This window comes from Pseudomonas sp. lyk4-R2A-8 (assembly GCF_030209095.1).
Classification (GTDB): Bacteria; Pseudomonadota; Gammaproteobacteria; order Pseudomonadales; family Pseudomonadaceae; genus Aquipseudomonas; species Aquipseudomonas quebecensis.
The window spans coordinates 54788-81574 of the sequence record NZ_JARVSS010000039.1; the positions used below are offsets into that span (position 1 = coordinate 54788).

Consider the following 26787-nt stretch of genomic DNA (forward strand, 5'->3'; position numbering starts at 1 on the left):
GCTTATCCCCCCTTAGAACACAGTGCAAAGAACTTCGCCGCCGACACCGGCAGCGCGCGCAGCACGATCCGTCATCACACCTTTGTTGGTGGAGACGATAGACACGCCCAGACCGCCACGAACTTTCGGCAGATCTTCAGCGGACTTGTACTGACGCAGGCCTGGACGGCTAACGCGCTTCACTTCCTCGATGACCGAACGGCCTTCGAAGTACTTCAGCTCGATGGACAGCAGTGGCTTGGTTTCGCTGCTGATCTGATAACCCGCAATGTAGCCTTCGTCTTTCAGGACTTTGGCAACAGCTACCTTCAACTTGGAAGATGGCATGCTTACGACGGACTTTTCAGCCATCTGGGCATTACGGATACGAGTTAGCATGTCCGCTAACGGGTCCTGCATACTCATGGGCTAGACGCTCCTAATACAAAAAAATTAGCCTTGCGGCTACATATGTCGCCGAGAATCTCCGAGCATAGAAAACACGGGCTCAGGCGAGCCGGGTATTCTAGACACACTCCGGAAATGAAACAAGCCCCAAAAGGGGCTTGTTCCAGATTCAAGGTCACCGGCGGTCAGTATCTTGCGACACCAATCGCCTGGACTCTGAAAGTACTTACCAGCTGGCTTTAACCAGACCTGGTACGTCGCCACGCATTGCCGCTTCACGCAGTTTGTTACGGCCGAGGCCGAACTTGCGGTAAACGCCGTGTGGACGACCGGTCAGGCGGCAGCGGTTACGCATGCGCGAAGCGCTTGCGTCACGTGGCTGCTTCTGCAGGGCAACTGTAGCTTCCCAACGCGCTTCTGGACTTGCGTTCAGATCAACGATGATCGCTTTCAGTGCTGCACGCTTCTTGGCGTACTTGGCAACCGTGAGCTGACGCTTCAGCTCGCGGTTTTTCATGCTCATCTTGGCCATGGTCCTACTCCAATCAGTTGCGGAACGGGAATTTGAAAGCACGCAGCAGGGCGCGACCTTCATCATCGTTCTTGGCAGTGGTGGTCAGGGTGATGTCCAGACCGCGGAGAGCATCGATCTTGTCGTAGTCGATTTCCGGGAAGATGATCTGCTCTTTCACGCCCATGCTGTAGTTACCACGACCATCGAAGGACTTGGCATTCAGGCCGCGGAAGTCGCGGACCCGAGGCAGGGAGATCGACAGCAGACGATCCAGGAATTCGTACATACGCTCACGGCGCAGAGTTACCTTGACGCCGATCGGCCAACCTTCACGGACTTTAAAGCCAGCGATGGATTTGCGAGCGTAGGTCACGACGACTTTTTGGCCGGTGATCTTTTCCAGGTCAGCAACAGCGTGCTCGATGACTTTTTTGTCGCCGATCGCTTCGCCCAGACCCATGTTCAGGGTGATTTTGGTAACGCGCGGAACTTCCATCACGTTCCCGAGCTTAAGTTCTTCCTTAAGCTTGGGGGCGATTTCCTTCCGGTAAATCTCTTGTAGTCGTGCCATGGTCTTATCTACCTAGCAGTGTTCAAGCATCAACCGCTTTTTGGGTCGACTTGAAGACACGAATTTTCTTACCGTCTTCTACTTTGAAACCAACACGATCAGCCTTGTTGGTTTCGCCGTTGAAGATGGCGACGTTAGAAGCGTGCAATGGCGCTTCTTTCTCGACGATACCGCCCTGTACGCCCGACATCGGGTTAGGCTTGGTATGACGCTTGACCAGGTTCAAACCACCAACGACCAGACGGTCGTCAGCGAGAACCTTCAGCACCTTACCGCGCTTACCTTTGTCTTTGCCGGCGATCACGATGATCTCGTCGTCACGACGAATCTTTTGCATGTCGGATCTCCTTACAGCACTTCTGGGGCGAGCGAGACGATCTTCATGAACTTCTCAGTACGAAGTTCACGGGTCACTGGCCCAAAGATACGGGTGCCGATCGGCTCTTGCTTGTTGTTCAGAAGAACAGCAGCGTTGCCATCAAAGCGGATAATGGAGCCATCTGCACGGCGTACGCCGTGACGAGTGCGGACTACAACAGCAGTCATCACTTGGCCTTTTTTCACCTTACCGCGAGGAATTGCTTCCTTCACGGTAACTTTGATGATGTCACCGATACCAGCGTAACGACGATGGGAGCCACCCAGCACCTTGATGCACATAACACGGCGAGCGCCGCTGTTATCGGCCACATCGAGCATGGATTGAGTCTGAATCATATAATTTCTCCGACCCCTAGTCCTTAGACTTCCACAGCGCGTTCGAGAACATCAACCAGTGCCCAAGACTTGGTCTTGGCCAGCGGACGAGTTTCACGAATAGTGACTTTGTCGCCGATGTGGCACTGATTGGTTTCGTCGTGCGCGTGCAGCTTAGTCGAACGCTTAACATATTTACCGTAGATCGGGTGCTTAACGCGACGCTCGATCAAAACGGTGATGGTTTTGTCCATCTTGTCGCTGACAACACGGCCAGTCAGCGTACGGACAGTCTTTTCGGCTTCAGCCATGATCACTTACCTGCCTGCTGGTTGAGCACAGTCTTCACGCGAGCGATGTCACGCTTAACTTGCGAGAGCAGATGAGACTGCCCCAACTGGCCAGTTGCTTTCTGCATGCGCAGATTGAACTGGTCGCGCAGCAAGCCGAGCAGTTGCTCGTTCAGCTGCTGTGCGGATTTTTCACGAAGTTCATTCGCTTTCATCACATCACCGTCCGTTTAACAAAGGAGGTGGCGAGCGGCAGCTTTGCAGCAGCCAGGGCGAAAGCCTCACGCGCCAGCTCTTCAGAAACACCCTCGATTTCATACAGGACTTTGCCTGGCTGAATCTGGGCTACCCAGTATTCCACGTTACCCTTACCTTTACCCATCCGCACTTCGAGAGGCTTCTTGGAGATCGGCTTGTCCGGGAATACACGGATCCAGATCTTGCCGCCACGTTTTACGTGACGGGTCAGAGCACGACGCGCTGACTCGATCTGACGAGCGGTGAGACGACCACGAGCTACAGACTTCAGCGCGAACTCGCCGAAGCTGACTTTGCTACCGCGCTGAGCCAGACCACGGTTGTGGCCTGTCATCTGCTTGCGGAACTTCGTACGCTTAGGTTGCAACATTTGGCGTACCCCTTACTTAGCAGCTTTTTTACGAGGCGCTGGTGCTTGTGGTTTCAGTTCTTCTTGGCGACCACCAATTACTTCGCCTTTGAAGATCCAAACCTTTACACCGATCACACCGTAAGTGGTGTGAGCTTCGTAGTTGGCATAGTCGATGTCGGCACGCAGGGTGTGCAGTGGCACACGACCTTCGCGATACCATTCAGTACGTGCGATTTCAGCACCGCCGAGACGACCGCTCACTTGGATTTTGATGCCTTTGGCACCAATGCGCATGGCGTTCTGTACGGCGCGCTTCATAGCGCGACGGAACATTACGCGACGCTCCAGCTGCTGAGCTACGCTCTGCGCAACCAGCATACCGTCGAGCTCCGGCTTGCGGATCTCTTCGATATTGATGTGCACAGGCACACCCATTTGCTTGGTCAGGTCCTGACGCAGTTTCTCAACATCTTCACCTTTCTTCCCGATAACGATACCTGGACGAGCGGTGTGGATGGTGATACGTGCAGTTTGCGCCGGACGATGGATATCGATACGGCTTACGGACGCGCTTTTTAGTTTGTCTTGGAGATACTCACGCACCTTCAGATCAGCGAACAAGTAGTCCGCATAAGTCCGACCGTCTGCGTACCAGACGGAGGTGTGCTCCTTGACGATTCCCAGGCGAATGCCAATGGGATGTACTTTCTGACCCATCTCTTCGACTCCGTTACTTGTCAGCAACCTTGACAGTGATATGGCAAGACCGCTTGACGATGCGATCAGCACGGCCTTTGGCACGTGGCATGATGCGCTTCAGCGAACGCCCTTCGTTGACGAAAACGGTGCTGACTTTAAGGTCATCAACGTCTGCGCCTTCGTTATGCTCGGCGTTGGCTACGGCCGACTCCAGCACTTTCTTCATGATCTCGGCGGCTTTCTTACTGCTGAAAGCCAACAGGTTGAGCGCTTCGCCCACCTTCTTCCCGCGGATCTGGTCGGCGACCAAGCGGGCTTTCTGGGCGGAGATTCGAGCGCCCGACAACTTAGCGGCTACTTCCATTTCCTTACCCCTTAACGCTTGGCTTTCTTGTCTGCCACGTGCCCACGATAAGTGCGGGTACCGGCAAACTCGCCTAGTTTGTGGCCGACCATGTCTTCGTTAACGAGAACGGGGACGTGTTGACGACCGTTGTGTACTGCGATGGTCAAACCGACCATTTGTGGCAGGATCATCGAACGACGCGACCAGGTCTTAACTGGTTTGCGATCGTTCTTTTCCGCCGCCACTTCGATCTTCTTCAGTAGGTGAAGATCAATAAAAGGACCTTTTTTCAGAGAACGTGGCACTGTCGTATCCCTCTATTTACTTGCGACGACGGACGATCATTTTGTCGGTACGCTTATTACCACGAGTCTTCGCGCCCTTAGTCGGGAAGCCCCATGGCGATACCGGATGACGACCACCAGAGGTACGACCTTCACCACCACCGTGTGGGTGGTCAACCGGGTTCATGGCAACACCACGAACGGTTGGGCGAACGCCACGCCAGCGTTTGGCACCAGCTTTACCCAGCGAACGCAGGCTGTGCTCGGAGTTCGAGACTTCGCCCAGGGTCGCACGGCATTCAGCCAATACTTTACGCATCTCACCAGAACGCAGACGCAGGGTCACGTAGACACCTTCACGAGCGATCAGCTGAGCCGAAGCACCAGCGGAACGAGCGATTTGCGCGCCTTTACCTGGCTTCAATTCGATGCCGTGTACGGTGCTACCAACTGGAATGTTACGCAGCTGCAGAGCGTTGCCCGGCTTGATCGGTGCCAAAGCACCTGCGATCAGCTGGTCGCCAGCGCTCACGCCTTTAGGGGCGATGATGTAGCGACGCTCGCCATCTGCGTAAAGCAGCAGAGCGATGTGAGCAGTACGGTTTGGATCGTATTCGATACGCTCGACAGTGGCAGCGATGCCATCTTTGTCGTTGCGACGGAAGTCGACCAGACGATAATGCTGCTTATGGCCACCACCGATGTGACGAGTGGTAATACGACCATTGTTGTTACGACCACCAGACTTCGATTTCTTCTCGAGCAGCGGTGCGTGAGGAGCGCCTTTATGCAGCTCCTGGTTGACCACCTTGACCACAAAACGGCGGCCAGGGGAAGTCGGTTTGCATTTAACGATTGCCATGATGCACCCCTTCCTTACTCAGCACTGCTGCTGAAATCGAGATCTTGGCCTGGCTGAAGGGAGATAACTGCCTTCTTCCAGTCATTACGCTTGCCCAGACCGCGAGCAGTGCGCTTGCTCTTACCCAGAACATTCAGGGTAGTAACACGCTCTACTTTCACGCTGAACAGGCTTTCGACGGCCTTCTTGATTTCCAGCTTGGTTGCGTCAGTTGCAACCTTGAAAACGAACTGGCCTTTCTTGTCAGCCAGAACCGTAGCCTTTTCGGAAACGTGCGGGCCAAGCAGAACTTTAAATACGCGTTCCTGGTTCATCCCAGCAGCTCCTCGAATTTCTTCACGGCCGACACGGTGATCAACACCTTGTCGTATGCGATCAGACTAACTGGATCGGAACCTTGCACATCACGTACATCAACGTGTGGCAGGTTGCGAGCAGCCAGGTACAGGTTCTGATCAACAGCTTCAGACACGATCAAAACGTCGGTCAGGCTCATGTTGTTCAGTTTGCCCAGCAGATCTTTGGTTTTTGGACTTTCAACAGCGAAGTCCTGAACCACGACCAGGCGATCAGTACGCACGAGTTCAGCAAGGATGGAGCGCAGAGCTGCGCGATACATCTTCTTGTTGAGCTTCTGAGAGTGATCCTGCGGACGAGCTGCAAAAGTGGTACCGCCGCCGCGCCAGATTGGGCTACGGATAGTACCGGCACGAGCACGGCCAGTACCTTTCTGACGCCAAGGGCGCTTACCGCCACCACGAACGTCGGAACGGGTCTTTTGCTGCTTGCTACCTTGACGGCCGCCGGCCATGTAGGCCACGACTGCTTGGTGAACCAGCGTCTCGTTGAATTCGCCGCCAAATGTCAGTTCGGAAACTTCGATCGCTTGAGCGTCATTTACATTTAATTGCATGTCAGCTTCCCCTTAACCGCGAGCCTTGGCCGCTGGACGTACAACCAGGTTGCCGCCAGTAGCGCCAGGAACAGCACCCTTGACCAACAACAGATTGCGTTCAGCGTCGACGCGCACTACTTCGAGGGACTGCACGGTCACGCGCTCAGCGCCCATATGACCGGACATTTTCTTGCCCTTGAATACACGACCAGGAGTCTGGCACTGGCCAATAGAGCCCGGGACGCGGTGGGAGACGGAGTTACCGTGAGTGTTGTCTTGGCCACGGAAATTCCAACGCTTGATCGTACCCTGGAAGCCTTTACCTTTGGACTGACCGGTTACATCAACCAGTTGACCAGCGGCGAAGATTTCAGCGTTGATCAGATCGCCAGCCTGGTAGTCGCCGTCTTCAAGACGGAACTCCATAACAGTGCGACCAGCTGCAACGTTTGCTTTTGCGAAGTGACCTGCTTGAGCAGCAGTCACGCGCGAAGCACGACGCTCGCCGACAGTGACTTGCACTGCACGATAGCCATCGGTTTCTTCAGTTTTGAACTGGGTGACGCGATTCGGCTCGATCTCAATGACCGTGACCGGAATGGAGACACCTTCTTCGGTGAAAATACGGGTCATACCGCATTTACGACCGACTACACCAATAGTCATGTTGTAAACCTCATGAGTGTACGGGGCTTTCACCCGCTATGGCCGCCCATTTCAGAGCGTTACACGACTAAGACCCAAGTCTTAGCCGAGGCTGATCTGTACTTCCACACCGGCCGCCAGATCGAGCTTCATAAGTGCATCAACGGTTTTATCCGTTGGCTGGACGATGTCCAGTACGCGCTTATGAGTACGGATCTCGTACTGGTCACGCGCGTCTTTGTTGACGTGCGGGGAGACCAGAACGGTGAACCGCTCTTTACGGGTAGGCAGTGGAATTGGACCACGCACTTGAGCACCAGTACGTTTCGCGGTTTCCACGATTTCCTGGGTGGATTGGTCGATCAGGCGATGGTCAAAAGCCTTCAACCTGATACGGATTTGCTGATTTTGCATTGGATTTCAGACTCCGGCTGCTATTCCCACCGAGCGCAATACGCCCGTTAAAAGGAGGCGCAATTCTATAGACGGCCCCGATAGGTGTCAACCCAATAAAAAAGCCCCCGCTGAGCGGGGGCTTTTTCAAAACATCCAAGCTAACTCAAGAAAGAGCTTACTCGATGATTTTAGCTACAACACCAGCACCAACGGTACGGCCGCCTTCACGGATAGCGAAGCGCAGACCGTCTTCCATAGCGATGGTTTTGATCAGGGTAACAGTCATTTGAATGTTATCGCCTGGCATTACCATTTCTACGCCTTCTGGCAATTCGCAGTTACCGGTCACGTCAGTAGTACGGAAGTAGAACTGTGGACGGTAGCCTTTGAAGAACGGAGTGTGACGACCGCCTTCTTCCTTGCTCAGAACGTAAACTTCTGCGGTGAACTTGGTGTGCGGCTTAACCGAACCTGGCTTAACCAGAACCTGGCCACGCTCAACGTCGTCACGCTTGGTACCACGCAGCAGAACGCCGCAGTTCTCGCCAGCACGACCTTCGTCGAGCAGCTTACGGAACATTTCAACACCGGTGCAGGTGGTGACGGTGGTGTCACGCAGACCAACGATTTCCAGTGGATCCTGAACGCGAACGATACCGCGCTCGATACGACCAGTCACAACAGTACCGCGACCGGAGATCGAGAATACGTCTTCGATTGGCATCAGGAACGGCTTGTCGGTCAGACGAACTGGTTCTGGGATGTAGGTATCCAGAGTTTCAACCAGCTTACGAACGGCAGTGGTGCCCATTTCGTTGTCGTCTTTGCCTTCCAGAGCCATACGAGCAGAACCGATGATGATCGGAGTGTCGTCGCCTGGGAAGTCGTAAGTGCTCAGCAGATCGCGCACTTCCATCTCAACCAGTTCCAGCAGCTCAGCGTCGTCTACCAGGTCAGCCTTGTTCAGGAAAACCACGATGTACGGAACGCCTACCTGACGGGACAGCAGGATGTGCTCACGGGTTTGTGGCATCGGACCATCAGCGGCCGAGCAAACCAGGATCGCGCCGTCCATCTGGGCAGCACCGGTGATCATGTTCTTCACATAGTCAGCGTGACCTGGGCAGTCAACGTGAGCGTAGTGACGAATAGTCGAGTTGTACTCAACGTGCGCGGTGTTGATGGTGATACCACGAGCTTTTTCTTCTGGAGCGCTGTCGATCTTGTCGAATTCAACTACGGCCGAACCGAAAACTTCGGAGCAGACGCGAGTCAGAGCAGCGGTCAGAGTGGTTTTACCGTGGTCAACGTGGCCGATGGTGCCAACGTTTACGTGCGGTAGGGAACGATCAAATTTTTCTTTAGCCACGACAATTAACTCCTTGCCTAAAGGACTGAATCAGCCTTGTTTTTTGGATACAGTTTCAGCGATGTGCGCCGGAGCTGTGTTGTATTTTTTGAATTCCATAGAGTAGCTTGCGCGACCCTGAGACATGGAACGAACGTCGGTCGCATAACCGAACATCTCGCCCAACGGAACCTCGGCGCGAATCACCTTGCCGGAAACCGTATCTTCCATACCCAAGATCATGCCGCGACGACGGTTAAGGTCGCCCATGACATCACCCATATAGTCTTCAGGTGTAACAACTTCTACCGCCATGATTGGCTCAAGCAACTCACCACCGCCCTTCTGGGCCAGTTGCTTGGTTGCCATGGAAGCAGCCACCTTAAACGCCATCTCGTTGGAGTCGACGTCGTGGTAAGAACCGTCAAAAACGGTTGCTTTCAGGCCGATCAGCGGATAGCCGGCAACAACACCGTTCTTCATCTGCTCCTCGATACCCTTCTGGATAGCAGGGATGTATTCCTTAGGAACAACACCACCTACTACTTCGTTCACGAATTGCAGACCTTCCTGACCTTCGTCAGCAGGAGCAAAACGGATCCAGCAGTGACCGAATTGACCACGACCGCCGGACTGACGAACGAATTTGCCTTCGATTTCACAGTTCTTCGTGATGCGCTCACGATAGGAAACCTGAGGCTTACCGATGTTGGCTTCGACGTTGAACTCACGGCGCATCCGGTCTACCAGGATGTCCAGGTGCAGCTCGCCCATGCCGGAGATGATCGTTTGACCAGTCTCTTCATCAGTCTTGACGCGGAAAGATGGATCTTCCTGAGCAAGCTTGCCCAGAGCGATACCCATTTTTTCCTGGTCATCCTTGGTCTTAGGCTCAACGGCAACCGAAATAACCGGCTCCGGGAAGTCCATGCGAACCAGGATGATTGGCTTAGCAGCGTCGCACAAAGTCTCACCAGTGGTGACGTCCTTCATGCCGATCAGGGCCGCGATGTCGCCAGCGCGTACTTCCTTGATCTCTTCGCGAGCGTTTGCGTGCATCTGCACCATACGGCCCACGCGCTCTTTCTTACCTTTAACCGAGTTGATCACGCCGTCGCCGGATGCCAACACGCCCGAGTAAACGCGGACGAAGGTCAAAGTACCCACGAATGGGTCGGTAGCGATCTTGAACGCCAGAGCCGAGAACGGCTCGCTGTCATCGGCGTGACGCTCCATCTCTTCTTCCTCGTTATCAGGGTTGGTACCCTTGATAGCAGGAATGTCGGTTGGAGCAGGCAGGTAGTCGATAACGGCGTCGAGAACCAGGGGAACGCCCTTGTTCTTGAACGAAGAACCACAAACAGCCAGGACGATCTCGCCAGCAATAGTACGCTGACGCAGAGCGGCCTTGATTTCCGCGTTGGTGAGCTCTTCACCTTCGAGGTATTTGTTCATCAGCTCTTCGCTGGCTTCGGCAGCAGCCTCGACCATGTTATTGCGCCATTCATCAGCCAGTTCCTGCAGTTCAGCAGGGATAGGCTTACGAACAGGAACCATGCCCTTGTCGGCATCATTCCAGTAGACAGCTTCCATGTTGATCAGATCAATCTGACCCTGGAAGTTATCTTCGGAACCGATAGCCAACTGGATCGGCACCGGAGTGTGACCCAGACGCTGCTTGATCTGGCCGATCACGCGCAGGAAGTTGGCACCAGCACGGTCCATCTTGTTTACGTAAACAAGACGCGGCACGCCGTATTTGTTGGCTTGACGCCATACGGTTTCCGACTGAGGCTCAACACCCGAAGTACCGCAGAACACAACGACAGCGCCGTCGAGTACGCGCAGGGAACGTTCAACTTCAATGGTGAAGTCCACGTGGCCCGGGGTATCGATTACGTTGAAGCGATGCTCGTCTTTGTACTGCTTCTCGGAACCTTTCCAGAAGGCGGTAATGGCAGCAGAAGTAATGGTAATACCACGCTCCTGCTCCTGAACCATCCAGTCTGTGGTCGCGGCGCCGTCATGCACCTCGCCCATTTTGTGACTTTTGCCGGTGTAAAACAGCACGCGCTCGGTGGTGGTGGTTTTACCAGCATCCACGTGAGCGACGATACCGATGTTACGGTAGCGGCTAATCGGAGTAGTACGAGCCATAAAGCCCTCGCAAAATTAGTGAAGCTAAAATTAGAAGCGGTAGTGCGAGAAAGCTTTGTTAGCTTCAGCCATACGGTGCACGTCTTCACGCTTCTTAACAGCAGCACCTTTACCTTCAGCAGCGTCCAACAGTTCGCCGGCCAAACGCAGAGCCATAGACTTCTCGCCGCGCTTACGGGCGAAGTCTACCAACCAGCGCATTGCCAGAGCGTTACGACGGGACGGACGAACTTCAACCGGAACCTGGTAAGTAGCACCGCCTACACGGCGCGACTTCACTTCGACCAGCGGAGCGATGGCGTCGAGAGCTTTCTCGAAGATTTCCAGGGGGTCGCTGTTCTTGCGTTCTTTAACCTTTTCCAGCGCGCCATAAACGATACGCTCGGCAACGGCTTTCTTGCCGCTTTCCATTACGTGGTTCATGAACTTGGCCAGAATTTGGCTTCCGTATTTTGGATCGTCAAGCACTTCGCGCTTGGCTGCTACGCGTCTTCTTGGCATGGATAAGCCCTCAAACGGTCTTCAGGTTCGCTCGGAATCGGTGCCCTTTCGGGACGCCTCCGACCTTACTCTTATCGACTCAGAAAATAAGATGATTCAGGTTTACAAAAAGCCGCTACTACTTAGGCTTCTTGGTACCGTACTTCGAACGACCCTGGTTACGACCTTTAACGCCGGAAGTATCCAAGGAACCGCGTACGGTGTGGTAACGGACACCTGGCAAGTCTTTTACACGACCGCCGCGGATCAGTACCACGCTGTGCTCTTGCAGGTTGTGGCCTTCACCGCCGATGTACGAGGAAACCTCGAAACCGTTGGTCAGACGCACACGGCATACTTTACGCAGTGCCGAGTTAGGTTTTTTCGGCGTGGTGGTATACACACGAGTGCATACGCCACGACGTTGCGGGCAGTTCTGCAGCGCAGGCACGTCGGATTTCTCGACGATACGCTTACGCGGCTGACGTACCAGCTGGTTGATAGTTGCCATCTACTAGCTCCACTGTTGTCTTGCGACGCTATTGTCTTGCAAGAAAAGCAAAATGGCAGGAACGAATTCCCGCCAAATTTAGGGGTACAAGAGTCTAAAGAGGATCTTGTCCCCAGTCAAGGCAAGGCCCCGACCTCTCCGCCCATCGAACCGGAGCAAAATTGCTTCGATCCGACGAACGGAGCGGCCAGGGCCCGGACTCATCTATCGCAGAACTCAGTTACCGCTTGAGTTCAGCGCTTCGGTCAGTGCAGCTTCCACTTCACTGGCGCTTACGCGCAACGGCTTGTCAGCATCACGGCGACGCTTACGTTCGCTGTGATAAGCCAAACCGGTACCAGCCGGGATCAGACGACCCACGACCACGTTCTCTTTCAGGCCGCGCAGGTAATCGCGCTTGCCGGTTACCGCTGCTTCGGTCAGTACGCGAGTGGTCTCCTGGAAGGAGGCCGCCGAGATGAACGACTCAGTGGACAACGACGCCTTAGTGATACCCAGCAACACACGGGTAAACTTGGAGACAAACTTGTCTTCCGCTGCAAGGCGCTCGTTTTCTACCAGTACGTGAGTCAATTCCATCTGGTCGCCCTTGATGAAACTCGAATCGCCGGATTCAGCGATTTCAACTTTACGCAGCATCTGACGCAGGATGGTCTCGATGTGCTTATCGTTGATCTTCACACCCTGCAGACGGTAAACGTCCTGGATCTCGTTAACGATGTACTTGGCCAGCGCACTCACACCCAGCAGACGCAGGATGTCGTGTGGGTCGCTTGGACCGTCAGAGATAACTTCGCCGCGGTTTACCTGTTCGCCTTCGAAGACGTTGAGGTGACGCCACTTCGGAATCAGCTCTTCGTACGGATCACTACCGTCGTTCGGAGTAATGACCAGACGGCGCTTGCCTTTGGTCTCTTTACCGAACGCGATGGTGCCGCTGACTTCAGCCAGAATCGACGCTTCCTTCGGACGACGAGCTTCGAACAAGTCGGCAACACGCGGCAGACCACCGGTGATGTCACGGGTCTTCGAAGTCTCTTGCGGGATACGCGCGATAACGTCACCGATGGCGATCTTCGCACCATCCGCTACACCGACAAGGGCGTTGGCTGGCAGGAAGTACTGAGCGATTACGTCAGTGCCTGGCAGCAACAGATCCTTACCGTTGTCATCGACCATCTTCACGGCAGGACGGATGTCTTTACCGGCAGCTGGACGATCCTTCGCGTCGAGGACTTCAATGTTGGTCATACCGGTCAATTCGTCAGTCTGACGCTTGATCGTGATGCCTTCTTCCATGCCCACGTAGGTCACGGTACCTTTCATTTCGGTAACGATTGGGTGAGTGTGCGGATCCCACTTGGCCACGATAGCGCCAGCGTCGACCTTGTCACCCTCTTTAACCGAAATCACAGCACCGTACGGCAGCTTGTAACGCTCACGCTCACGACCGTAGTCATCAGCAATCGCCAGCTCACCGGAACGGGACACAGCGACCAGATGGCCATCCACTCGCTCAACGTGCTTGAGGTTGTGCAGACGGACGGTACCGCCATTCTTCACCTGAACGCTGTCAGCCGCGGAGGTCCGGCTTGCCGCACCACCGATGTGGAACGTACGCATGGTCAGCTGAGTACCCGGCTCACCGATGGACTGGGCAGCGATAACGCCGACCGCTTCACCGATGTTCACCTGGTGACCACGAGCCAAGTCACGGCCGTAGCACTTGGCGCAAATGCCGTAGCGGGTTTCGCAGCTGATCGGCGAGCGAACAATCACTTCGTCGATGCTGTTGAGCTCGATGAACTCAACCCACTTCTCGTCAACCAGGGTGCCGGCAGGAACGATAACTTCCTCGGTGCCTGGTTTGAATACGTCGCGGGCAATGACACGACCCAATACGCGCTCACCCAGCGGCTCTACAACGTCGCCGCCTTCAATGTGCGGAGTCATCAGCAGGCCGTGCTCGGTGCCGCAATCGATCTCGGTAACCACCAGATCTTGTGCAACGTCTACCAGACGACGGGTCAGGTAACCGGAGTTAGCGGTTTTCAACGCGGTATCCGCCAGACCTTTACGAGCACCGTGAGTCGAGATGAAGTACTGAAGTACGCTCAACCCTTCACGGAAGTTCGCGGTAATCGGCGTTTCGATGATGGAACCGTCCGGCTTGGCCATCAGACCACGCATACCGGCGAGCTGACGGATCTGCGCAGCAGAACCCCGTGCGCCCGAGTCGGCCATCATGTACATCGAGTTGAAGGACTCTTGGTCAACTTCGTCGCCGTGACGGTCGATGACTTTCTCTTTCGAGAGGTTGGTCATCATCGCCTTGGAAACTTCATCGTTGGCCTTGGACCAAAGGTCGATCACCTTGTTGTACTTCTCGCCCTGGGTTACCAGGCCGGAGGCGTACTGGCTTTCGATCTCTTTCACTTCGTCGGTGGCTGCACCGATGATGCGGGCTTTTTCATCCGGGATAACGAAGTCGTTAACACCGATGGAAACGCCGGAAATGGTCGAATAAGCAAAACCGGTGTACATCAACTGGTCAGCGAAGATCACGGTCTCTTTCAAACCAACCACGCGGTAGCACTGGTTGATCAGCTTGGAGATCGCCTTTTTCTTCATTGGCAGGTTGACGACATCGTACGACAGGCCTTTTGGCACAACCTGATACAACAGCGCACGGCCGACAGTGGTGTCGACGATACGGGTGTTGGTCACGCTGCCGCCATCACGGTCGTTGACGGTTTCGTTGATCCGCACTTTAACCTTGGCGTGCAGTGCGGCTTCGCCGGCACGGAACACACGGTCAACTTCCTGCAGGTCAGCGAACACACGACCTTCGCCTTTGGCGTTGATCGCTTCACGAGTCATGTAGTACAGACCCAATACAACGTCCTGCGACGGAACGATGATTGGCTCACCGTTGGCTGGCGACAGAATGTTGTTGGTCGACATCATCAACGCACGCGCTTCCAGCTGGGCTTCCAGGGTCAGCGGTACGTGCACGGCCATTTGGTCGCCGTCGAAGTCGGCGTTGTACGCAGCACAGACCAGAGGGTGCAGCTGGATAGCCTTACCTTCGATCAGCACCGGTTCAAACGCCTGGATACCCAGACGGTGAAGGGTCGGTGCACGGTTGAGGAGAACCGGGTGTTCGCGAATTACTTCAGCGAGAACGTCCCAAACCTCTGGCAGTTCGCGCTCGACCATTTTCTTGGCCGCTTTGATGGTGGTTGCGAGACCGCGCATTTCCAGCTTGCCGAAGATGAACGGCTTGAATAGTTCAAGCGCCATTTTCTTAGGCAGACCGCACTGGTGCAGACGCAGGGTCGGGCCTACGGTAATTACCGAACGACCGGAGTAGTCAACACGCTTACCGAGCAAGTTCTGACGGAAACGACCTTGCTTACCCTTGATCATGTCAGCCAGGGATTTCAGAGGACGCTTGTTCGAACCGGTGATAGCGCGGCCACGACGACCGTTGTCGAGCAGAGCATCGACGGCCTCTTGCAACATACGCTTTTCGTTGCGCACGATGATGTCAGGAGCGGACAGATCAAGCAGGCGCTTCAAGCGGTTGTTACGGTTGATCACGCGGCGGTACAGGTCGTTGAGGTCGGACGTCGCGAAACGACCACCATCCAACGGTACCAGCGGACGCAGATCCGGCGGCAGAACCGGCAGAACGGTCAGCACCATCCACTCTGGCAAGTTGCCGGAACCCTGGAAGGCTTCCATCAACTTCAGACGCTTGGACAGTTTCTTGATTTTGGTTTCGGAGTTGGTTTGCGGAATTTCTTCGCGCAGGCGGCCAATCTCGTGCTCCAGGTCGATAGCGTGCAGGAGTTCGCGCACAGCTTCGGCGCCCATGCGGGCATCGAAATCGTCGCCGAACTCTTCCAGCGCTTCGAAGTATTGCTCATCGTTCAGCAACTGACCCTTTTCAAGGGTGGTCATACCCGGATCGATAACGACATAGCTCTCGAAGTAGAGAACGCGCTCGATATCACGCAGGGTCATGTCCATCAGCAAGCCGATACGGGACGGCAGCGATTTCAGGAACCAGATGTGGGCAACCGGCGAAGCCAGCTCGATGTGCGCCATGCGCTCACGACGAACCTTGGCCAGTGCAACTTCAACGCCGCACTTCTCGCAGATCACACCACGGTGCTTCAAGCGCTTGTACTTACCGCACAGGCACTCGTAATCCTTTACCGGGCCAAAGATCTTGGCGCAGAACAGGCCGTCACGCTCAGGTTTGAACGTACGGTAGTTAATGGTTTCCGGCTTTTTAACTTCACCGAACGACCACGAACGGATCATCTCAGGCGATGCCAACCCAATACGGATGGCGTCGAACTCTTCGACTTGACCCTGGTTTTTCAGCAAATTCAGTAGGTCTTTCAAGGCCTTTCCTCCTGGCGGAGCAGAGAGCGGGCATCACCGCCCCGCTCTCGATTCGCGTCACGTGTTATTCGGTTTCCAGATCGATATCGATGCCGAGGGAACGAATTTCTTTGATCAACACGTTGAAGGACTCGGGCATGCCCGGCTCCATACGGTGATCGCCGTCCACGATGTTTTTGTACATCTTGGTACGACCGTTCACATCGTCCGACTTCACTGTGAGCATTTCTTGCAGAGTGTAAGCAGCACCGTATGCTTCCAGTGCCCAGACCTCCATCTCCCCGAAACGCTGACCACCGAACTGAGCCTTACCACCCAGCGGCTGCTGGGTAACCAGGCTGTACGAACCGGTAGAACGCGCGTGCATCTTGTCGTCTACCAAGTGGTTCAGCTTCAGCATGTACATGTAGCCAACGGTAACCGGGCGCTCAAACTTGTTGCCGGTACGGCCGTCGAACAGCTGCATCTGGCCACTTTCCGGCAGGTCAGCCAGTTTCAGCATGGCCTTGATTTCGCTTTCCTTGGCACCGTCGAACACCGGGGTAGCCATTGGAACGCCGCCGCGCAGGTTCTTCGCCAGATCCAGGATTTCCTGGTCGGAGAAGGTGTCCAGCTCTTCGTTGCGACCGCCGATCTCGTTGTAGATCTCGTGCAGGAACTTACGCAGGTCTGCAACCTTGCGCTGCTCCTCGATCATACGGTTGATCTTCTCGCCCAGACCTTTGGCTGCGAGGCCCAGGTGGGTTTCGAGGATCTGACCAACGTTCATACGCGAAGGTACGCCCAGTGGGTTGAGGACGACGTCAACCGGTGTGCCATTGGCATCGTGCGGCATGTCTTCAACCGGCATGATCACGGAGACCACACCTTTGTTACCGTGACGACCGGCCATCTTGTCGCCCGGCTGGATGCGACGACGGATTGCCAGGTAAACCTTGACGATTTTCAGCACGCCTGGAGCCAGGTCATCGCCCTGCTGCAGTTTGCGCTTCTTGTCTTCGAACTTGTCGTCCAGCAGACGGCGGCGATCAACGATGTAAGCCTGAGCCTTCTCGAGCTGCTCGTTCAGAGCATCTTCGGCCATGCGCAGTTTGAACCACTGACCATGCTCAAGACCGTCGAGGACTTCATTGGTGATGTCCTGACCTTTCTTCAGACCGGCGCCACCTTCAGCTTTGTGACCTACCAAAGCGGAGCGCAGACGTTCGAAGGTCGCGCCTTCAACGATACGGAACTCTTCGTTGAGATCCTTGCGGATTTCGTCGAGCTGGGTCTTCTCAATGGACAGTGCACGAGCATCACGCTCAACGCCGTCACGGGTGAAGACCTGTACGTCGATGACAGTCCCCTTGGTACCGGTAGGTACACGCAGGGAAGTGTCTTTAACGTCGCTGGCTTTTTCACCGAAGATGGCACGCAACAGTTTCTCTTCTGGGGTCAGCTGGGTCTCGCCTTTCGGAGTGACCTTACCAACCAGAATGTCGCCTGCGCCAACTTCAGCACCTACGTAAACGATACCGGCTTCGTCCAGCTTGTTCAGTGCAGCCTCACCCACGTTCGGGATGTCCGCAGTGATTTCCTCTGGCCCAAGCTTGGTATCACGCGCCACACAGGTCAGTTCCTGAATGTGGATCGTGGTGAAGCGGTCTTCTTGAACAACACGCTCGGACAGGCAGATGGAGTCTTCGAAGTTGAAGCCGTTCCACGCCATGAACGCGATGCGCATGTTCTGACCCAGAGCCAGTTCACCCATATCGGTGGACGGGCCGTCGGCCATGATGTCGCTGCGCTGGACACGATCACCCTTGCTGACCAGCGGACGCTGGTTGATGCAGGTGTTCTGGTTCGAGCGGGTGTATTTGGTCAGGTTGTAGATGTCGACACCAGCTTCGCCAGTTTCAACTTCGTCATCGGCAACACGAACCACGATACGGCTGGCATCAACGGAATCGATCACGCCGCCACGACGAGCCACGACGCAAACGCCGGAGTCACGAGCTACGTTACGCTCCATGCCGGTACCTACCAGCGGCTTGTCGGCACGCAGGGTCGGTACAGCCTGACGCTGCATGTTGGAACCCATCAACGCACGGTTGGCGTCATCGTGCTCCAGGAACGGGATCAGCGACGCTGCGACCGAAACTACCTGCTTCGGCGAAACGTCCATCAAGGTGACGTCTTCCGGCGCCTTGACGGTGAACTCGTTCAAGTGACGAACAGCTACCAGCTCGTCGATCAGGACTTTCTTGTCGTTCATCGTGGCCGAAGCCTGAGCGATCACGTGATCAGCTTCTTCGATGGCGGACAGGAAGACGATCTCGTCAGTAACCAGAGCGTCTTTCACCACACGGTACGGGCTTTCGAGGAAGCCGTACTGGTTGGTGCGCGCATAGGCGGCCAAGGAGTTGATCAGACCGATGTTCGGACCTTCCGGCGTTTCGATCGGGCATACGCGACCGTAATGCGTCGGGTGTACGTCACGAACTTCAAAGCCTGCACGCTCACGGGTCAGACCGCCCGGGCCCAGTGCAGAAACACGGCGCTTGTGGGTGATCTCGGAGAGCGGGTTGTTCTGGTCCATGAACTGCGAAAGCTGGCTGGAACCGAAGAACTCTTTCACCGCCGCAGCCACTGGCTTGGCGTTGATCAGGTCTTGCGGCATCAAGCCTTCGCTTTCAGCCATCGACAGACGCTCTTTGACCGCACGCTCAACACGCACCAGGCCAACGCGGAACTGGTTCTCGGCCATTTCGCCTACGCAGCGAACACGACGGTTACCCAGGTGGTCGATGTCATCGACAATGCCTTTGCCGTTACGGATGTCGACCAGAGTCTTCAGAACCGCAACGATATCTTCCTTGCACAGCACGCCCGAACCTTCGATCTCGGTACGACCGATACGACGGTTGAACTTCATCCGGCCGACCGCGGACAGGTCATAGCGCTCAGGGCTGAAGAACAGGTTGTTGAACAGGGTTTCGGCAGCGTCTTTGGTTGGTGGCTCACCAGGACGCATCATGCGATAGATCTCGACCAGCGCTTCCAATTGGTTGCTGGTGGAGTCGATCTTCAGCGTGTCGGAGATGAACGGACCGCAGTCGATGTCGTTGGTATACAGGGTTTCGATGCGAACAACCTGTGCCTTGGCGATTTTCGCCAGGATCTCGGTGTTCAGCTCGGTGTTGCACTCAGCCAGAATCTCGCCTGTGGCCGGGTGAACGATAACCTTGGCGGTGGTGCGGCCCAGGACATAGTCCAGAGGCACTTCGAGCTCTGTGATACCGGCTTTTTCGATCTGGTTGATGTGGCGCGCAGTGATACGACGGCCAGCTTCAACAATAACCTTGCCTTTTTCATCCTGAATGTCCAGGACAGCAATTTCACCACGCAGACGCGAAGCAATCAGTTCCAGCTTGAGGGTTTCATCCTTCAGACTGAATACGTTGGTGGTGTAGAAAGCATCCAGCACCTGTTCGGTGGTATAGCCGAGCGCGCGCAACAATACCGAGGCCGGCAGTTTACGACGACGGTCAATACGCACGAATACGCAGTCTTTCGGGTCGAACTCGAAGTCCAGCCACGAACCGCGGTACGGAATAATCCGCGCGGAATACAGGAGCTTGCCAGAGCTGTGCGTTTTGCCGCGGTCGTGGTCAAAGAACACGCCCGGGGAACGGTGCAGCTGGGAAACGATTACACGCTCGGTACCGTTAATAACGAAGGTACCGTTTTCAGTCATTAATGGGATTTCGCCCATGTAGACTTCTTGCTCTTTGATGTCCTTGATCGCTTTGTTCGACGATTCTTTGTCGAAAATGATCAGACGGACTTTTACCCGCAAAGGTACGGCGTACGTAACGCCACGCAACACACATTCTTTGACATCAAATGCCGGTTCGCCCAGGCGATAACCCACGTACTCCAGCGCAGCATTGCCGGAGTAGCTGATGATCGGGAAAACGGATTTGAAGGCCGCATGCAGGCCCACGTCGCGGAACTGATCTTTGGTCGCTCCCGCCTGCAAGAATTCACGATACGAATCCAGCTGGATAGCCAGAAGGTACGGGACATCCATGACGTCCGGCAACTTGCTAAAGTCCTTGCGGATACGTTTTTTCTCAGTATATGAGTAAGCCATCAGCGTTCCCCAGCTTGGTCACCTGCTTGTTTGGCCCCTCCGACGGGAGCAGCCAGAAAATCTTGCAAACCCCATGGTTTGCACCACCGCATCGGGTGGCTACAGCGCGTTAATGGCGGCGACCGAGTCGACAGCCAAGAACGGAAAAAGGCCGGTGGCAAGAGCCACCAGCCATCAGCCTTCAGCTTAACGCTTGGGCTGGAGACGCAAGGTCGATGCTTACTTCAGCTCGACTTTAGCGCCTGCTTCTTCCAGAGTTGCTTTGGCTTTGTCAGCTGCGTCTTTGGCAACAGCTTCCAGAACCATGGCAGGAGCGCCGTCAACTACAGCCTTGGCTTCTTTCAGGCCCAGACCGGTCAGTTCACGTACTGCCTTGATCACGTTAACTTTCTTCTCGCCAGCTTCGGTCAGCATGACGTTGAATTCGGTTTGCTCTTCAACAACGGCAGCAGCAGCAGCTGGACCAGCGGAAGCAGCAGCAGCGGTAACGCCGAATTTTTCTTCGAAAGCTTTGATCAGCTCAACAACTTCCATTACGGACATGTTGCCAACTGCTTCAAGGATATCGTTCTGAGAGATAGACATGAATCTAATTCCTGATATTGGGGACGGCCTACGCGACCATCGAAAAAAACAAAAAACGCGAGAAGTTGACGAGCCTTAGGCTGCAGCAGCTTCTTTTTGGTCGCGAATTGCCGCCAGAGTACGAGCCAATTTGCTGGTAGCGCCTTGAATCACGCTCATCAGCTGGGAGATTGCTTCGTCACGGGTCGGCAGAGTTGCCAGCACGTCGATTTGGTTAGCTGCGAGGTACTTGCCCTCGAACGCAGCTGCCTTGATCTCGAACTTATCCTGACCCTTAGCAAACTCTTTGAACAAACGGGCAGCAGCACCTGGATGTTGGGTGGAGAATGCAATCAAGGTCGGGCCGGTGAACACGTCATTGAGAACACTGTATTCAGTGTCAGCAACAGCGCGCTTGAGCAGGGTGTTACGTACAACACGTACGTATACGCCAGCTTCACGAGCCTCTTTACGGAGTCCGGTCATAGCGCCTACTGTCACACCACGGGCATCAGCCACGACAGCGGACAGAGCAGCTTTGGCAGCCTCGTTGACTTCAGCGACGATGGCCTTCTTGTCTTCGAGATTAATTGCCACGGGTTTAACTCCTGCTTGTTACCGTTTCATCCGACCTGAGCCGGATGTCGTTTTGGTGTCTGATTCGGTAAGGAACCGGGAGCACCATCTGCGTAGGCTTGTGGTTTAAGACTTGCGTCGCCTACGGTCTTGGATAGCCCCCGCCAGGCAGGGACCCCAATTTTTCAATTGGCGCAATTGCTTGCGCCAATCTGTGTCTTATACGTCCAGCGAACCTTGGTCGATGACCAGACCTGGGCCCATAGTGGTGCTCAGGGTAACGCGCTTAACGTAGATGCCTTTCGAAGAAGCTGGCTTGATACGCTTCAGATCCGCGATCAGGGCTTCAACGTTTTCCTTCAGCTTGACGGCGTCGAAGCCAACCTTGCCAACGGAGGTGTGAATGATGCCGTTTTTGTCGGTGCGATAACGAACCTGACCAGCTTTGGCGTTCTTAACCGCGGTAGCTACGTCTGGAGTTACGGTGCCGACTTTTGGGTTAGGCATCAGGCCACGTGGACCCAGGATCTGACCCAACTGACCTACAACACGCATTGCATCAGGAGAAGCGATGACCACGTCGTAGTTCAGGTCGCCGCCTTTCATTTCGGCAGCCAGGTCGTCCATGCCAACGCGGTCAGCACCGGCAGCCAGGGCAGCTTCAGCAGCAGGGCCCTGGGTGAAAACAGCTACACGTACAGTCTTGCCAGTGCCGTGTGGCAGCACAGTAGCGCTACGAACGACTTGGTCGGATTTACGTGGGTCAACGCCCAGGTTCACAGCAACGTCAACGGACTCGCTGAACTTGACAGTCGACAGCTCGGTCAGCAGAGCGGCGGCGTCTACAAAATTGTAGGACTTGCCTGCTTCGATTTTGCCGGCGATAGCCTTTTGGCGCTTGGTCAGCTTAGCCATTACACACCCTCCACGTTAAGGCCCATGCTACGAGCAGAACCGGCGATGGTACGCACGGCTGCATCCATATCAGCTGCAGTCAGATCAGCGTTTTTGGTTTTCGCGATCTCTTCCAGCTGGGCACGAGTGACGGTGCCAACCTTAACAGTGTTAGGACGAGCGGAACCGCTGGTCAGGCCAGCAGCTTTCTTCAGCAGAACCGAAGCCGGAGTCGACTTGGTTTCAAAAGTGAAGCTACGGTCGCTGTACACAGTGATGATCACAGGGGTCGGCAGACCTGGCTCAAGACCCTGAGTACGGGCGTTGAAGGCCTTGCAGAATTCCATGATGTTCACGCCGTGCTGACCCAGAGCCGGGCCGACAGGTGGACTAGGGTTGGCCTGAGCGGCCTTCACTTGCAGCTTGATGTAAGCGGTAATCTTCTTGGCCATGAGGCACTCCAATTACGGGTTCAAACGCCTCGAAAGGCTCCCCGGTTACTTGCGCGTTTATCCCAGTGACGACAAAACCCCACAGCCTAAGGCTGTGGGGTTGGGATGCTTGCTCAGCTAGACCTTTTCGACCTGGCTGAACTCCAACTCTACCGGAGTAGAGCGACCGAAAATGAGCACAGCCACTTGGATCCGGCTCTTTTCGTAGTTAACCTCTTCGACAGTTCCGTTGAAGTCAGCGAACGGACCATCTGTAACACGAACGACTTCACCAGGCTCGAACAACGTCTTCGGCTTAGGCTTGTCGCTACCATCAGCGACACGACGCAGAATCGCTTCCGCCTCTTTATCGGTGATCGGCGCAGGCTTATCAGCAGTACCGCCGATAAAGCCCATGACACGAGGAGTGTCCTTGACCAAGTGCCAAGTACCCTCATTCATGTCCATCTGAACCAGCACGTAGCCAGGGAAGAACTTGCGTTCGCTTTTACGCTTCTGACCATTCCGCATTTCAACCACTTCTTCAGTGGGAACCAGAATTTCACCGAAGCCATCTTCCATGCCTGCAAGCTTTACGCGCTCCAGCAAAGAGCGCATAACATGCTTCTCGTAACCCGAGTAAGCATGCACAACGTACCAACGCTTAGCCACGGGACACCCTTAGCCAACAATCAAGGAAACAAGCCAACCGAGCAGGGAATCAAGCCCCCACAACAGCAACGCCATAACCAGAACGACAGCCACAACAATCAGCGTGGTCTGCGTGGTTTCTTGGCGAGTCGGCCAAACGACTTTACGAATTTCGGTGCGAGCTTCCTTCACCAGGACTGCAAACGACTTACCCTTTGCAGTCTGCAAGCCAACAAAGGCAGCGACAGCAGCAAGAGCCAGCAGTGCAAGAACTCGATACAGGATCGGCGAAGCAGAATAGTACTGATTGCCAACAACGCCTACGACCACCAAAGCGACTACAGCGAGCCACTTGACGAGATCGAAACGAGAGCTTTGAGCTTCAGCCTTAGGAGTCATCTATGAAGATCCTGTGAAAAGAAAGCCAGACACACCACGTGAATCTGGCAGGTCAGGAGGGAATCGAACCCCCAACCTACGGTTTTGGAGACCGTCGCTCTGCCAATTGAGCTACTGACCTAAAACAAAATCAGGCCGACCATTATGCAGGCCTGAAAAAGACTTTACAACAACCAACCCCACTAGACTTGAAATCACCCAGCAAAACAGCCAAGCAAACACCAACAAGCCGAGGCAGCTGTTAAAACAAAGGCAGATATTTTCATATCTGCCTTGTTATATGGAGCTCTTGAGCGGATTTGAACCGCTGACCTCACCCTTACCAAGGGTGTGCTCTACCAACTGAGCTACAAGAGCAAAACACTTTGCACGACCTGCAAACATGGAGCGGGTAGCGGGAATCGAACCCGCATCATCAGCTTGGAAGGCTGAGGTTCTACCACTAAACTATACCCGCGGAGCCTGCAGCTCACGCTAAAAATGGTGGAGGGGGAAGGATTCGAACCTTCGAAGTCGTAGACGTCAGATTTACAGTCTGATCCCTTTGGCCGCTCGGGAACCCCTCCTAAGCGAGCCGGCATTCTACATCATGCCAGCCTTCTGTCAAGCAATTTCTCATTTAAAAATATGAGGTTAGCTGCGTTGACCTTCGCTTCACACCGTAGACCTCAACGGTCTTCACTGCGAAGCGGGCGCCATTCTATGCAAACTATTCGGCAGTTGCAACGCCTTCGCACAACATTATTTTATGTTTTAACTCATTGAATTCCTTAGCAAGGTTTTCAAGGGGCAGATCGTCTGCCAGCCTCCGGCTTTCTGGCGAGACCCGAAGCCAATACCGGGAGGCGTCTGAAGACTTAAGCAACTGGACTTGGACCTTTATATCCAGGCTTGTAAGTCGCTGCTCAAGCGCGACCGCCTGGCGCTGATCGGCAAACCCACCGACATACAGGCAGGTATCTTGCGCTTCAGCCGTCTTAGAGCGATCCCGACGGACAGCAGCATCAGAAGATTCACTCAATAGCCTTATATCCTGAGACGAGCCACGATAAAGACTCAGAGGCGTTACATCTTTGGCGCGCAAAGGCGCCTCCTGCTGATGCCAAATGTAATAGAAGACATTGAGAACAACCAGAAGCAGAAACAGCCAACGCATAGACACCTCAGGGCAAAGGGCAGGCCATGGCCAAACCAACGAAAACCAGGTCGGGCACAAGCCGAGCTTCAGGCACCGCATCCGCTATCAATTGCGCATCTCCACCCGTAAGAAACACGGTGAAATTATCCCCCCAGTAAACCCGCGCCTGTTCCAACTGGGTCAAAACGAAGCCCCTCAGCATCAGCGCACAACCGCGCTCCACAGCTTCCACAGTAGTACGTCCCGGCGACAGGCGTTCCAAGGCTCGCTCCGCCTCCACATCGTCATAACGTATCTTGCGCGTGTGAGTACGCAGCTGATTACGCATGAGTGGCATCCCTGGGCAAATGAACCCTCCCAGATGCTCTCCATCCGCCCCAACATAATCTGCAGTGGCCGCAGTACCAAAGTCGAGTACCAAGCACGCGCGATTTGCCAGCTTGAAGGCTCCCAGCATGGCCAACCATCGGTCCAGCCCCAGACGCTCGAACTCGTGGTACCCGTTGCGCACACCGCCCATTTCCCGGGCCGGGGCAGCAACAGAGACAACGAGGTTAAAGGTACGCACCAGGGCCTCAACGAGCCTTTCAGTCTCCTCTACCGCACGAACACTCACCATTCGACAGCGCGCCAAGCTTAGGCCTGGAACGACCTTCAGCCCTTCAATTAAGGCCATATCCGAACCAACGACCCCCTCGGCAAACGCCGATTTTCCAATTGGTTCGATCACTCTCCATTTGATAAAGCTATTCCCACAGTCGAGCTCAAGAATCATCACGCAACCTCAGGCTTAGCTCACCACCGCTGTATGCTTTCTCTACACCAGCTACATTTAAGCGCAAAGCGCCACGGCCATCGATACCCAGCACGCGCCCATGAATTTGATTTGCTCCTGCGATAAGGGAGACCAAGCATCCCTGCCACAGATGATTCTGCTCCCACTCCTCTCGCAAAGCCTCAAAACCAGATTCACGGTGACACTCGAGATAATGCTGCAACTGCGCTCCAAGCTGCGCGACCATTTGGTTGCGATCAACAGGAGCCCCAGCCTCCAATTGCACAGAGGTCCATTGCTGATCGATACCGGCGACTTCTTGCATATTCACATTGATGCCAATGCCAACGACTACGTGACAGATGTCTGCCGGATCGCCCACGAGCTCTAACAGGATCCCGGCAATCTTCTTACCATCCACCAACACATCGTTCGGCCACTTCAGTCCCGCACGATGCACGCCTGACGCTTGCAAGGCGCGCATAACAGCCAAACCAACAACCAGGCTAAGCCCGTCCAATTGGCGCAATCCGTCTTCGATACGCAATACGAGGCTGTAATAGATATTTTGCGCAAACGGACTTACCCATTGGCGGCCACGTCTTCCCCGCCCTGCCGTTTGCCGCTCCGCAAGCACGAGAAAGGGCGCAGTAGAGCCTGCAGTAATCAAGCGCAGGGCTTCAGCGTTGGTCGAATCAAGAGATTCAGATATGAAAATGGGGTAAGACAAAGAAGGCGCATTCAGGGCAATTTCATCAGCATCCAGGAAGGACACAGGAGCAGCCAATTGATAGCCTCTTCCTCGAACCCTGTGAATAGCCAGGTTCGATTCAAGTTCTAAATTCTGGAGCTGCTTCCATACCGCGCTACGACTCACACCCAGAGCCGCACCGAGCTCCTCACCAGAATGAAATCGGCCGTCTTTAAGAAGCTTCAACAACATCAGCATGCAAGTATCGCCTCACAATGAGGCACGCATGATAGCCATGCGAAGAGTGCTTGCATAGAAAGGGCAAAATTTAGCGTCGAAAACAGGAGAAAATCAGAGTGCCCTCACTCCGCTTTTCGAGCGCCCAAAACAAAACCCCAACTGCTCTCGCAATTGGGGTTTCGG

At 54.8% G+C, this 26787-nt stretch carries 31 protein-coding genes and 4 tRNA genes; all 35 read right to left on the bottom strand.

Annotated features, from left to right (window positions below; all coding sequences use genetic code 11):
• Nucleotides 1–12: 12 nt before the first annotated feature.
• Complete coding sequence (gene rpsH / locus QRN10_RS24555; protein ID WP_010566853.1) at nucleotides 13–405, bottom strand: 30S ribosomal protein S8; 393 nt, start codon at nucleotides 403–405, stop codon at nucleotides 13–15.
• A gap of 208 nt (nucleotides 406–613) precedes the next feature.
• Entirely contained in the window at nucleotides 614–919 is a 306-nt protein-coding gene (gene rpsN / locus QRN10_RS24560) for a 30S ribosomal protein S14 (RefSeq protein ID WP_003176414.1), read from the bottom strand.
• Nucleotides 920–932: 13 nt separating this feature from the next.
• Nucleotides 933–1472 carry a 50S ribosomal protein L5 gene (gene rplE, locus QRN10_RS24565; RefSeq protein WP_003194642.1) on the bottom strand — a complete coding sequence of 180 codons (540 nt, stop codon included), beginning with the start codon at nucleotides 1470–1472 and terminating at the stop codon, nucleotides 933–935.
• Nucleotides 1473–1494: 22 nt separating this feature from the next.
• Nucleotides 1495–1809, bottom strand: a complete 315-nt coding sequence (gene rplX, locus QRN10_RS24570; RefSeq protein ID WP_007896770.1) for a 50S ribosomal protein L24 — start codon at nucleotides 1807–1809, stop codon at nucleotides 1495–1497.
• An 11-nt stretch (nucleotides 1810–1820) separates the two neighbouring features.
• Nucleotides 1821–2189 carry a 50S ribosomal protein L14 gene (gene rplN, locus QRN10_RS24575; RefSeq protein ID WP_002555479.1) on the bottom strand — a complete coding sequence of 123 codons (369 nt, stop codon included), beginning with the start codon at nucleotides 2187–2189 and terminating at the stop codon, nucleotides 1821–1823.
• Nucleotides 2190–2212: 23 nt separating this feature from the next.
• On the bottom strand, nucleotides 2213–2479 hold the full coding sequence (gene rpsQ, locus QRN10_RS24580) for a 30S ribosomal protein S17 (RefSeq protein ID WP_003176419.1): 267 nt from the start codon (nucleotides 2477–2479) through the stop codon (nucleotides 2213–2215).
• 2 nt (nucleotides 2480–2481) lie between these two features.
• Nucleotides 2482–2673 (bottom strand): 50S ribosomal protein L29, encoded by a 192-nt coding sequence (rpmC, locus tag QRN10_RS24585; RefSeq protein ID WP_002555481.1) that lies wholly within the window; start codon nucleotides 2671–2673, stop codon nucleotides 2482–2484.
• Nucleotides 2673–3086, bottom strand: a complete 414-nt coding sequence (gene rplP, locus QRN10_RS24590; RefSeq protein WP_003176421.1) for a 50S ribosomal protein L16 — start codon at nucleotides 3084–3086, stop codon at nucleotides 2673–2675. The genes rpmC and rplP overlap by 1 nt, the downstream gene beginning before the upstream one ends.
• A gap of 12 nt (nucleotides 3087–3098) precedes the next feature.
• The gene (rpsC, locus tag QRN10_RS24595; RefSeq protein WP_003176422.1) at nucleotides 3099–3785 is read right to left on the bottom strand and encodes a 30S ribosomal protein S3; all 687 of its coding nucleotides are present in this window, start codon (nucleotides 3783–3785) and stop codon (nucleotides 3099–3101) included.
• Between the two features lie 13 nt (nucleotides 3786–3798).
• On the bottom strand, nucleotides 3799–4131 hold the full coding sequence (rplV, locus tag QRN10_RS24600; protein WP_003103908.1) for a 50S ribosomal protein L22: 333 nt from the start codon (nucleotides 4129–4131) through the stop codon (nucleotides 3799–3801).
• Between the two features lie 11 nt (nucleotides 4132–4142).
• Nucleotides 4143–4418, bottom strand: coding sequence for a 30S ribosomal protein S19 (gene rpsS, locus QRN10_RS24605; protein ID WP_002555486.1), 276 nt, complete (start codon nucleotides 4416–4418; stop codon nucleotides 4143–4145).
• Between the two features lie 16 nt (nucleotides 4419–4434).
• Nucleotides 4435–5259: a 50S ribosomal protein L2 gene (gene rplB / locus QRN10_RS24610; RefSeq protein ID WP_003186055.1), complete on the bottom strand. Its 825-nt coding sequence runs from the start codon at nucleotides 5257–5259 to the stop codon at nucleotides 4435–4437.
• Nucleotides 5260–5273: 14 nt separating this feature from the next.
• On the bottom strand, nucleotides 5274–5573 hold the full coding sequence (gene rplW / locus QRN10_RS24615) for a 50S ribosomal protein L23 (RefSeq protein WP_002555488.1): 300 nt from the start codon (nucleotides 5571–5573) through the stop codon (nucleotides 5274–5276).
• Nucleotides 5570–6172 carry a 50S ribosomal protein L4 gene (gene rplD / locus QRN10_RS24620; protein ID WP_003176424.1) on the bottom strand — a complete coding sequence of 201 codons (603 nt, stop codon included), beginning with the start codon at nucleotides 6170–6172 and terminating at the stop codon, nucleotides 5570–5572. Before rplD ends, rplW begins: the two co-directional genes overlap by 4 nt.
• 12 nt (nucleotides 6173–6184) lie before the next feature.
• Complete coding sequence (rplC, locus tag QRN10_RS24625; RefSeq protein ID WP_003194649.1) at nucleotides 6185–6820, bottom strand: 50S ribosomal protein L3; 636 nt, start codon at nucleotides 6818–6820, stop codon at nucleotides 6185–6187.
• A gap of 81 nt (nucleotides 6821–6901) precedes the next feature.
• Nucleotides 6902–7213, bottom strand: a complete 312-nt coding sequence (gene rpsJ / locus QRN10_RS24630) for a 30S ribosomal protein S10 (protein WP_003186070.1) — start codon at nucleotides 7211–7213, stop codon at nucleotides 6902–6904.
• 157 nt (nucleotides 7214–7370) lie between these two features.
• Nucleotides 7371–8564: an elongation factor Tu gene (gene tuf, locus QRN10_RS24635; protein ID WP_008374172.1), complete on the bottom strand. Its 1194-nt coding sequence runs from the start codon at nucleotides 8562–8564 to the stop codon at nucleotides 7371–7373.
• 30 nt (nucleotides 8565–8594) lie between these two features.
• On the bottom strand, nucleotides 8595–10700 hold the full coding sequence (fusA, locus tag QRN10_RS24640; RefSeq protein ID WP_065909927.1) for an elongation factor G: 2106 nt from the start codon (nucleotides 10698–10700) through the stop codon (nucleotides 8595–8597).
• Nucleotides 10701–10730: 30 nt separating this feature from the next.
• Nucleotides 10731–11201: a 30S ribosomal protein S7 gene (rpsG, locus tag QRN10_RS24645; protein ID WP_002555493.1), complete on the bottom strand. Its 471-nt coding sequence runs from the start codon at nucleotides 11199–11201 to the stop codon at nucleotides 10731–10733.
• Between the two features lie 118 nt (nucleotides 11202–11319).
• A complete protein-coding gene (gene rpsL / locus QRN10_RS24650) occupies nucleotides 11320–11691 on the bottom strand; it encodes a 30S ribosomal protein S12 (RefSeq protein WP_002555494.1) in 372 nt (123 codons plus the stop codon).
• Nucleotides 11692–11907: 216 nt separating this feature from the next.
• Nucleotides 11908–16107 (bottom strand): DNA-directed RNA polymerase subunit beta', encoded by a 4200-nt coding sequence (gene rpoC, locus QRN10_RS24655; protein WP_285429352.1) that lies wholly within the window; start codon nucleotides 16105–16107, stop codon nucleotides 11908–11910.
• 64 nt (nucleotides 16108–16171) lie between these two features.
• The gene (gene rpoB / locus QRN10_RS24660; RefSeq protein ID WP_181081306.1) at nucleotides 16172–20245 is read right to left on the bottom strand and encodes a DNA-directed RNA polymerase subunit beta; all 4074 of its coding nucleotides are present in this window, start codon (nucleotides 20243–20245) and stop codon (nucleotides 16172–16174) included.
• Nucleotides 20246–20464: 219 nt separating this feature from the next.
• On the bottom strand, nucleotides 20465–20830 hold the full coding sequence (gene rplL / locus QRN10_RS24665) for a 50S ribosomal protein L7/L12 (protein ID WP_034148078.1): 366 nt from the start codon (nucleotides 20828–20830) through the stop codon (nucleotides 20465–20467).
• Nucleotides 20831–20905: 75 nt separating this feature from the next.
• Nucleotides 20906–21406, bottom strand: a complete 501-nt coding sequence (rplJ, locus tag QRN10_RS24670; protein ID WP_034101003.1) for a 50S ribosomal protein L10 — start codon at nucleotides 21404–21406, stop codon at nucleotides 20906–20908.
• Between the two features lie 198 nt (nucleotides 21407–21604).
• Nucleotides 21605–22300: a 50S ribosomal protein L1 gene (rplA, locus tag QRN10_RS24675; RefSeq protein WP_003176434.1), complete on the bottom strand. Its 696-nt coding sequence runs from the start codon at nucleotides 22298–22300 to the stop codon at nucleotides 21605–21607.
• Entirely contained in the window at nucleotides 22300–22731 is a 432-nt protein-coding gene (gene rplK / locus QRN10_RS24680) for a 50S ribosomal protein L11 (protein WP_003176435.1), read from the bottom strand. The genes rplA and rplK overlap by 1 nt, the downstream gene beginning before the upstream one ends.
• A 117-nt stretch (nucleotides 22732–22848) precedes the next feature.
• Nucleotides 22849–23382 carry a transcription termination/antitermination protein NusG gene (gene nusG, locus QRN10_RS24685; RefSeq protein ID WP_003176436.1) on the bottom strand — a complete coding sequence of 178 codons (534 nt, stop codon included), beginning with the start codon at nucleotides 23380–23382 and terminating at the stop codon, nucleotides 22849–22851.
• A 9-nt stretch (nucleotides 23383–23391) separates the two neighbouring features.
• Nucleotides 23392–23760: a preprotein translocase subunit SecE gene (secE, locus tag QRN10_RS24690; RefSeq protein ID WP_003194658.1), complete on the bottom strand. Its 369-nt coding sequence runs from the start codon at nucleotides 23758–23760 to the stop codon at nucleotides 23392–23394.
• Nucleotides 23761–23805: 45 nt separating this feature from the next.
• Nucleotides 23806–23881 (bottom strand) — tRNA-Trp (locus tag QRN10_RS24695).
• Between the two features lie 160 nt (nucleotides 23882–24041).
• Nucleotides 24042–24117, bottom strand: a tRNA-Thr gene (locus tag QRN10_RS24700).
• A gap of 26 nt (nucleotides 24118–24143) precedes the next feature.
• Nucleotides 24144–24217: transfer RNA gene (locus QRN10_RS24705), tRNA-Gly, on the bottom strand.
• 24 nt (nucleotides 24218–24241) lie between these two features.
• Nucleotides 24242–24326 (bottom strand) — tRNA-Tyr (locus QRN10_RS24710).
• Nucleotides 24327–24469: 143 nt separating this feature from the next.
• Nucleotides 24470–24916 carry a hypothetical protein gene (locus QRN10_RS24715; protein WP_181081305.1) on the bottom strand — a complete coding sequence of 149 codons (447 nt, stop codon included), beginning with the start codon at nucleotides 24914–24916 and terminating at the stop codon, nucleotides 24470–24472.
• A 7-nt stretch (nucleotides 24917–24923) separates the two neighbouring features.
• A complete protein-coding gene (locus QRN10_RS24720; protein WP_285429353.1) occupies nucleotides 24924–25673 on the bottom strand; it encodes a pantothenate kinase in 750 nt (249 codons plus the stop codon).
• Nucleotides 25663–26622 carry a bifunctional biotin--[acetyl-CoA-carboxylase] ligase/biotin operon repressor BirA gene (birA, locus tag QRN10_RS24725; RefSeq protein WP_181081303.1) on the bottom strand — a complete coding sequence of 320 codons (960 nt, stop codon included), beginning with the start codon at nucleotides 26620–26622 and terminating at the stop codon, nucleotides 25663–25665. Before birA ends, QRN10_RS24720 begins: the two co-directional genes overlap by 11 nt.
• Nucleotides 26623–26787: the final 165 nt, after the last annotated feature.

Bases quoted from the DNA above. Each gene is read 5' to 3' on its own strand.
- rplK (WP_003176435.1), bottom strand. From the start codon at position 22,731: ATGGCCAAGAAGATTACCGCTTACATCAAGCTGCAAGTGAAGGCCGCT.
- rpsC (WP_003176422.1), bottom strand. From the start codon at position 3,785: ATGGGTCAGAAAGTACATCCCATTGGCATTCGCCTGGGAATCGTCAAG.
- rpsJ (WP_003186070.1), bottom strand. From the start codon at position 7,213: ATGCAAAATCAGCAAATCCGTATCAGGTTGAAGGCTTTTGACCATCGC.
- rplC (WP_003194649.1), bottom strand. From the start codon at position 6,820: ATGACTATTGGTGTAGTCGGTCGTAAATGCGGTATGACCCGTATTTTC.
- rpmC (WP_002555481.1), bottom strand. From the start codon at position 2,673: ATGAAAGCGAATGAACTTCGTGAAAAATCCGCACAGCAGCTGAACGAG.
- rpsL (WP_002555494.1), bottom strand. From the start codon at position 11,691: ATGGCAACTATCAACCAGCTGGTACGTCAGCCGCGTAAGCGTATCGTC.
- rpsN (WP_003176414.1), bottom strand. From the start codon at position 919: ATGGCCAAGATGAGCATGAAAAACCGCGAGCTGAAGCGTCAGCTCACG.
- rplA (WP_003176434.1), bottom strand. From the start codon at position 22,300: ATGGCTAAGCTGACCAAGCGCCAAAAGGCTATCGCCGGCAAAATCGAA.
- rplV (WP_003103908.1), bottom strand. From the start codon at position 4,131: ATGGAAGTAGCCGCTAAGTTGTCGGGCGCTCGAATCTCCGCCCAGAAA.
- birA (WP_181081303.1), bottom strand. From the start codon at position 26,622: ATGCTGATGTTGTTGAAGCTTCTTAAAGACGGCCGATTTCATTCTGGT.
- rpsH (WP_010566853.1), bottom strand. From the start codon at position 405: ATGAGTATGCAGGACCCGTTAGCGGACATGCTAACTCGTATCCGTAAT.
- QRN10_RS24720 (WP_285429353.1), bottom strand. From the start codon at position 25,673: ATGATTCTTGAGCTCGACTGTGGGAATAGCTTTATCAAATGGAGAGTG.
- secE (WP_003194658.1), bottom strand. From the start codon at position 23,760: ATGACTCCTAAGGCTGAAGCTCAAAGCTCTCGTTTCGATCTCGTCAAG.
- QRN10_RS24715 (WP_181081305.1), bottom strand. From the start codon at position 24,916: ATGCGTTGGCTGTTTCTGCTTCTGGTTGTTCTCAATGTCTTCTATTAC.
- rplW (WP_002555488.1), bottom strand. From the start codon at position 5,573: ATGAACCAGGAACGCGTATTTAAAGTTCTGCTTGGCCCGCACGTTTCC.
- rplL (WP_034148078.1), bottom strand. From the start codon at position 20,830: ATGTCTATCTCTCAGAACGATATCCTTGAAGCAGTTGGCAACATGTCC.
- rpoB (WP_181081306.1), bottom strand. From the start codon at position 20,245: ATGGCTTACTCATATACTGAGAAAAAACGTATCCGCAAGGACTTTAGC.
- rplE (WP_003194642.1), bottom strand. From the start codon at position 1,472: ATGGCACGACTACAAGAGATTTACCGGAAGGAAATCGCCCCCAAGCTT.
- fusA (WP_065909927.1), bottom strand. From the start codon at position 10,700: ATGGCTCGTACTACTCCGATTAGCCGCTACCGTAACATCGGTATCGTC.
- rpsQ (WP_003176419.1), bottom strand. From the start codon at position 2,479: ATGGCTGAAGCCGAAAAGACTGTCCGTACGCTGACTGGCCGTGTTGTC.
- rplB (WP_003186055.1), bottom strand. From the start codon at position 5,259: ATGGCAATCGTTAAATGCAAACCGACTTCCCCTGGCCGCCGTTTTGTG.
- rplX (WP_007896770.1), bottom strand. From the start codon at position 1,809: ATGCAAAAGATTCGTCGTGACGACGAGATCATCGTGATCGCCGGCAAA.
- rplD (WP_003176424.1), bottom strand. From the start codon at position 6,172: ATGCAATTAAATGTAAATGACGCTCAAGCGATCGAAGTTTCCGAACTG.
- rplP (WP_003176421.1), bottom strand. From the start codon at position 3,086: ATGTTGCAACCTAAGCGTACGAAGTTCCGCAAGCAGATGACAGGCCAC.
- rpsG (WP_002555493.1), bottom strand. From the start codon at position 11,201: ATGCCAAGAAGACGCGTAGCAGCCAAGCGCGAAGTGCTTGACGATCCA.
- rplN (WP_002555479.1), bottom strand. From the start codon at position 2,189: ATGATTCAGACTCAATCCATGCTCGATGTGGCCGATAACAGCGGCGCT.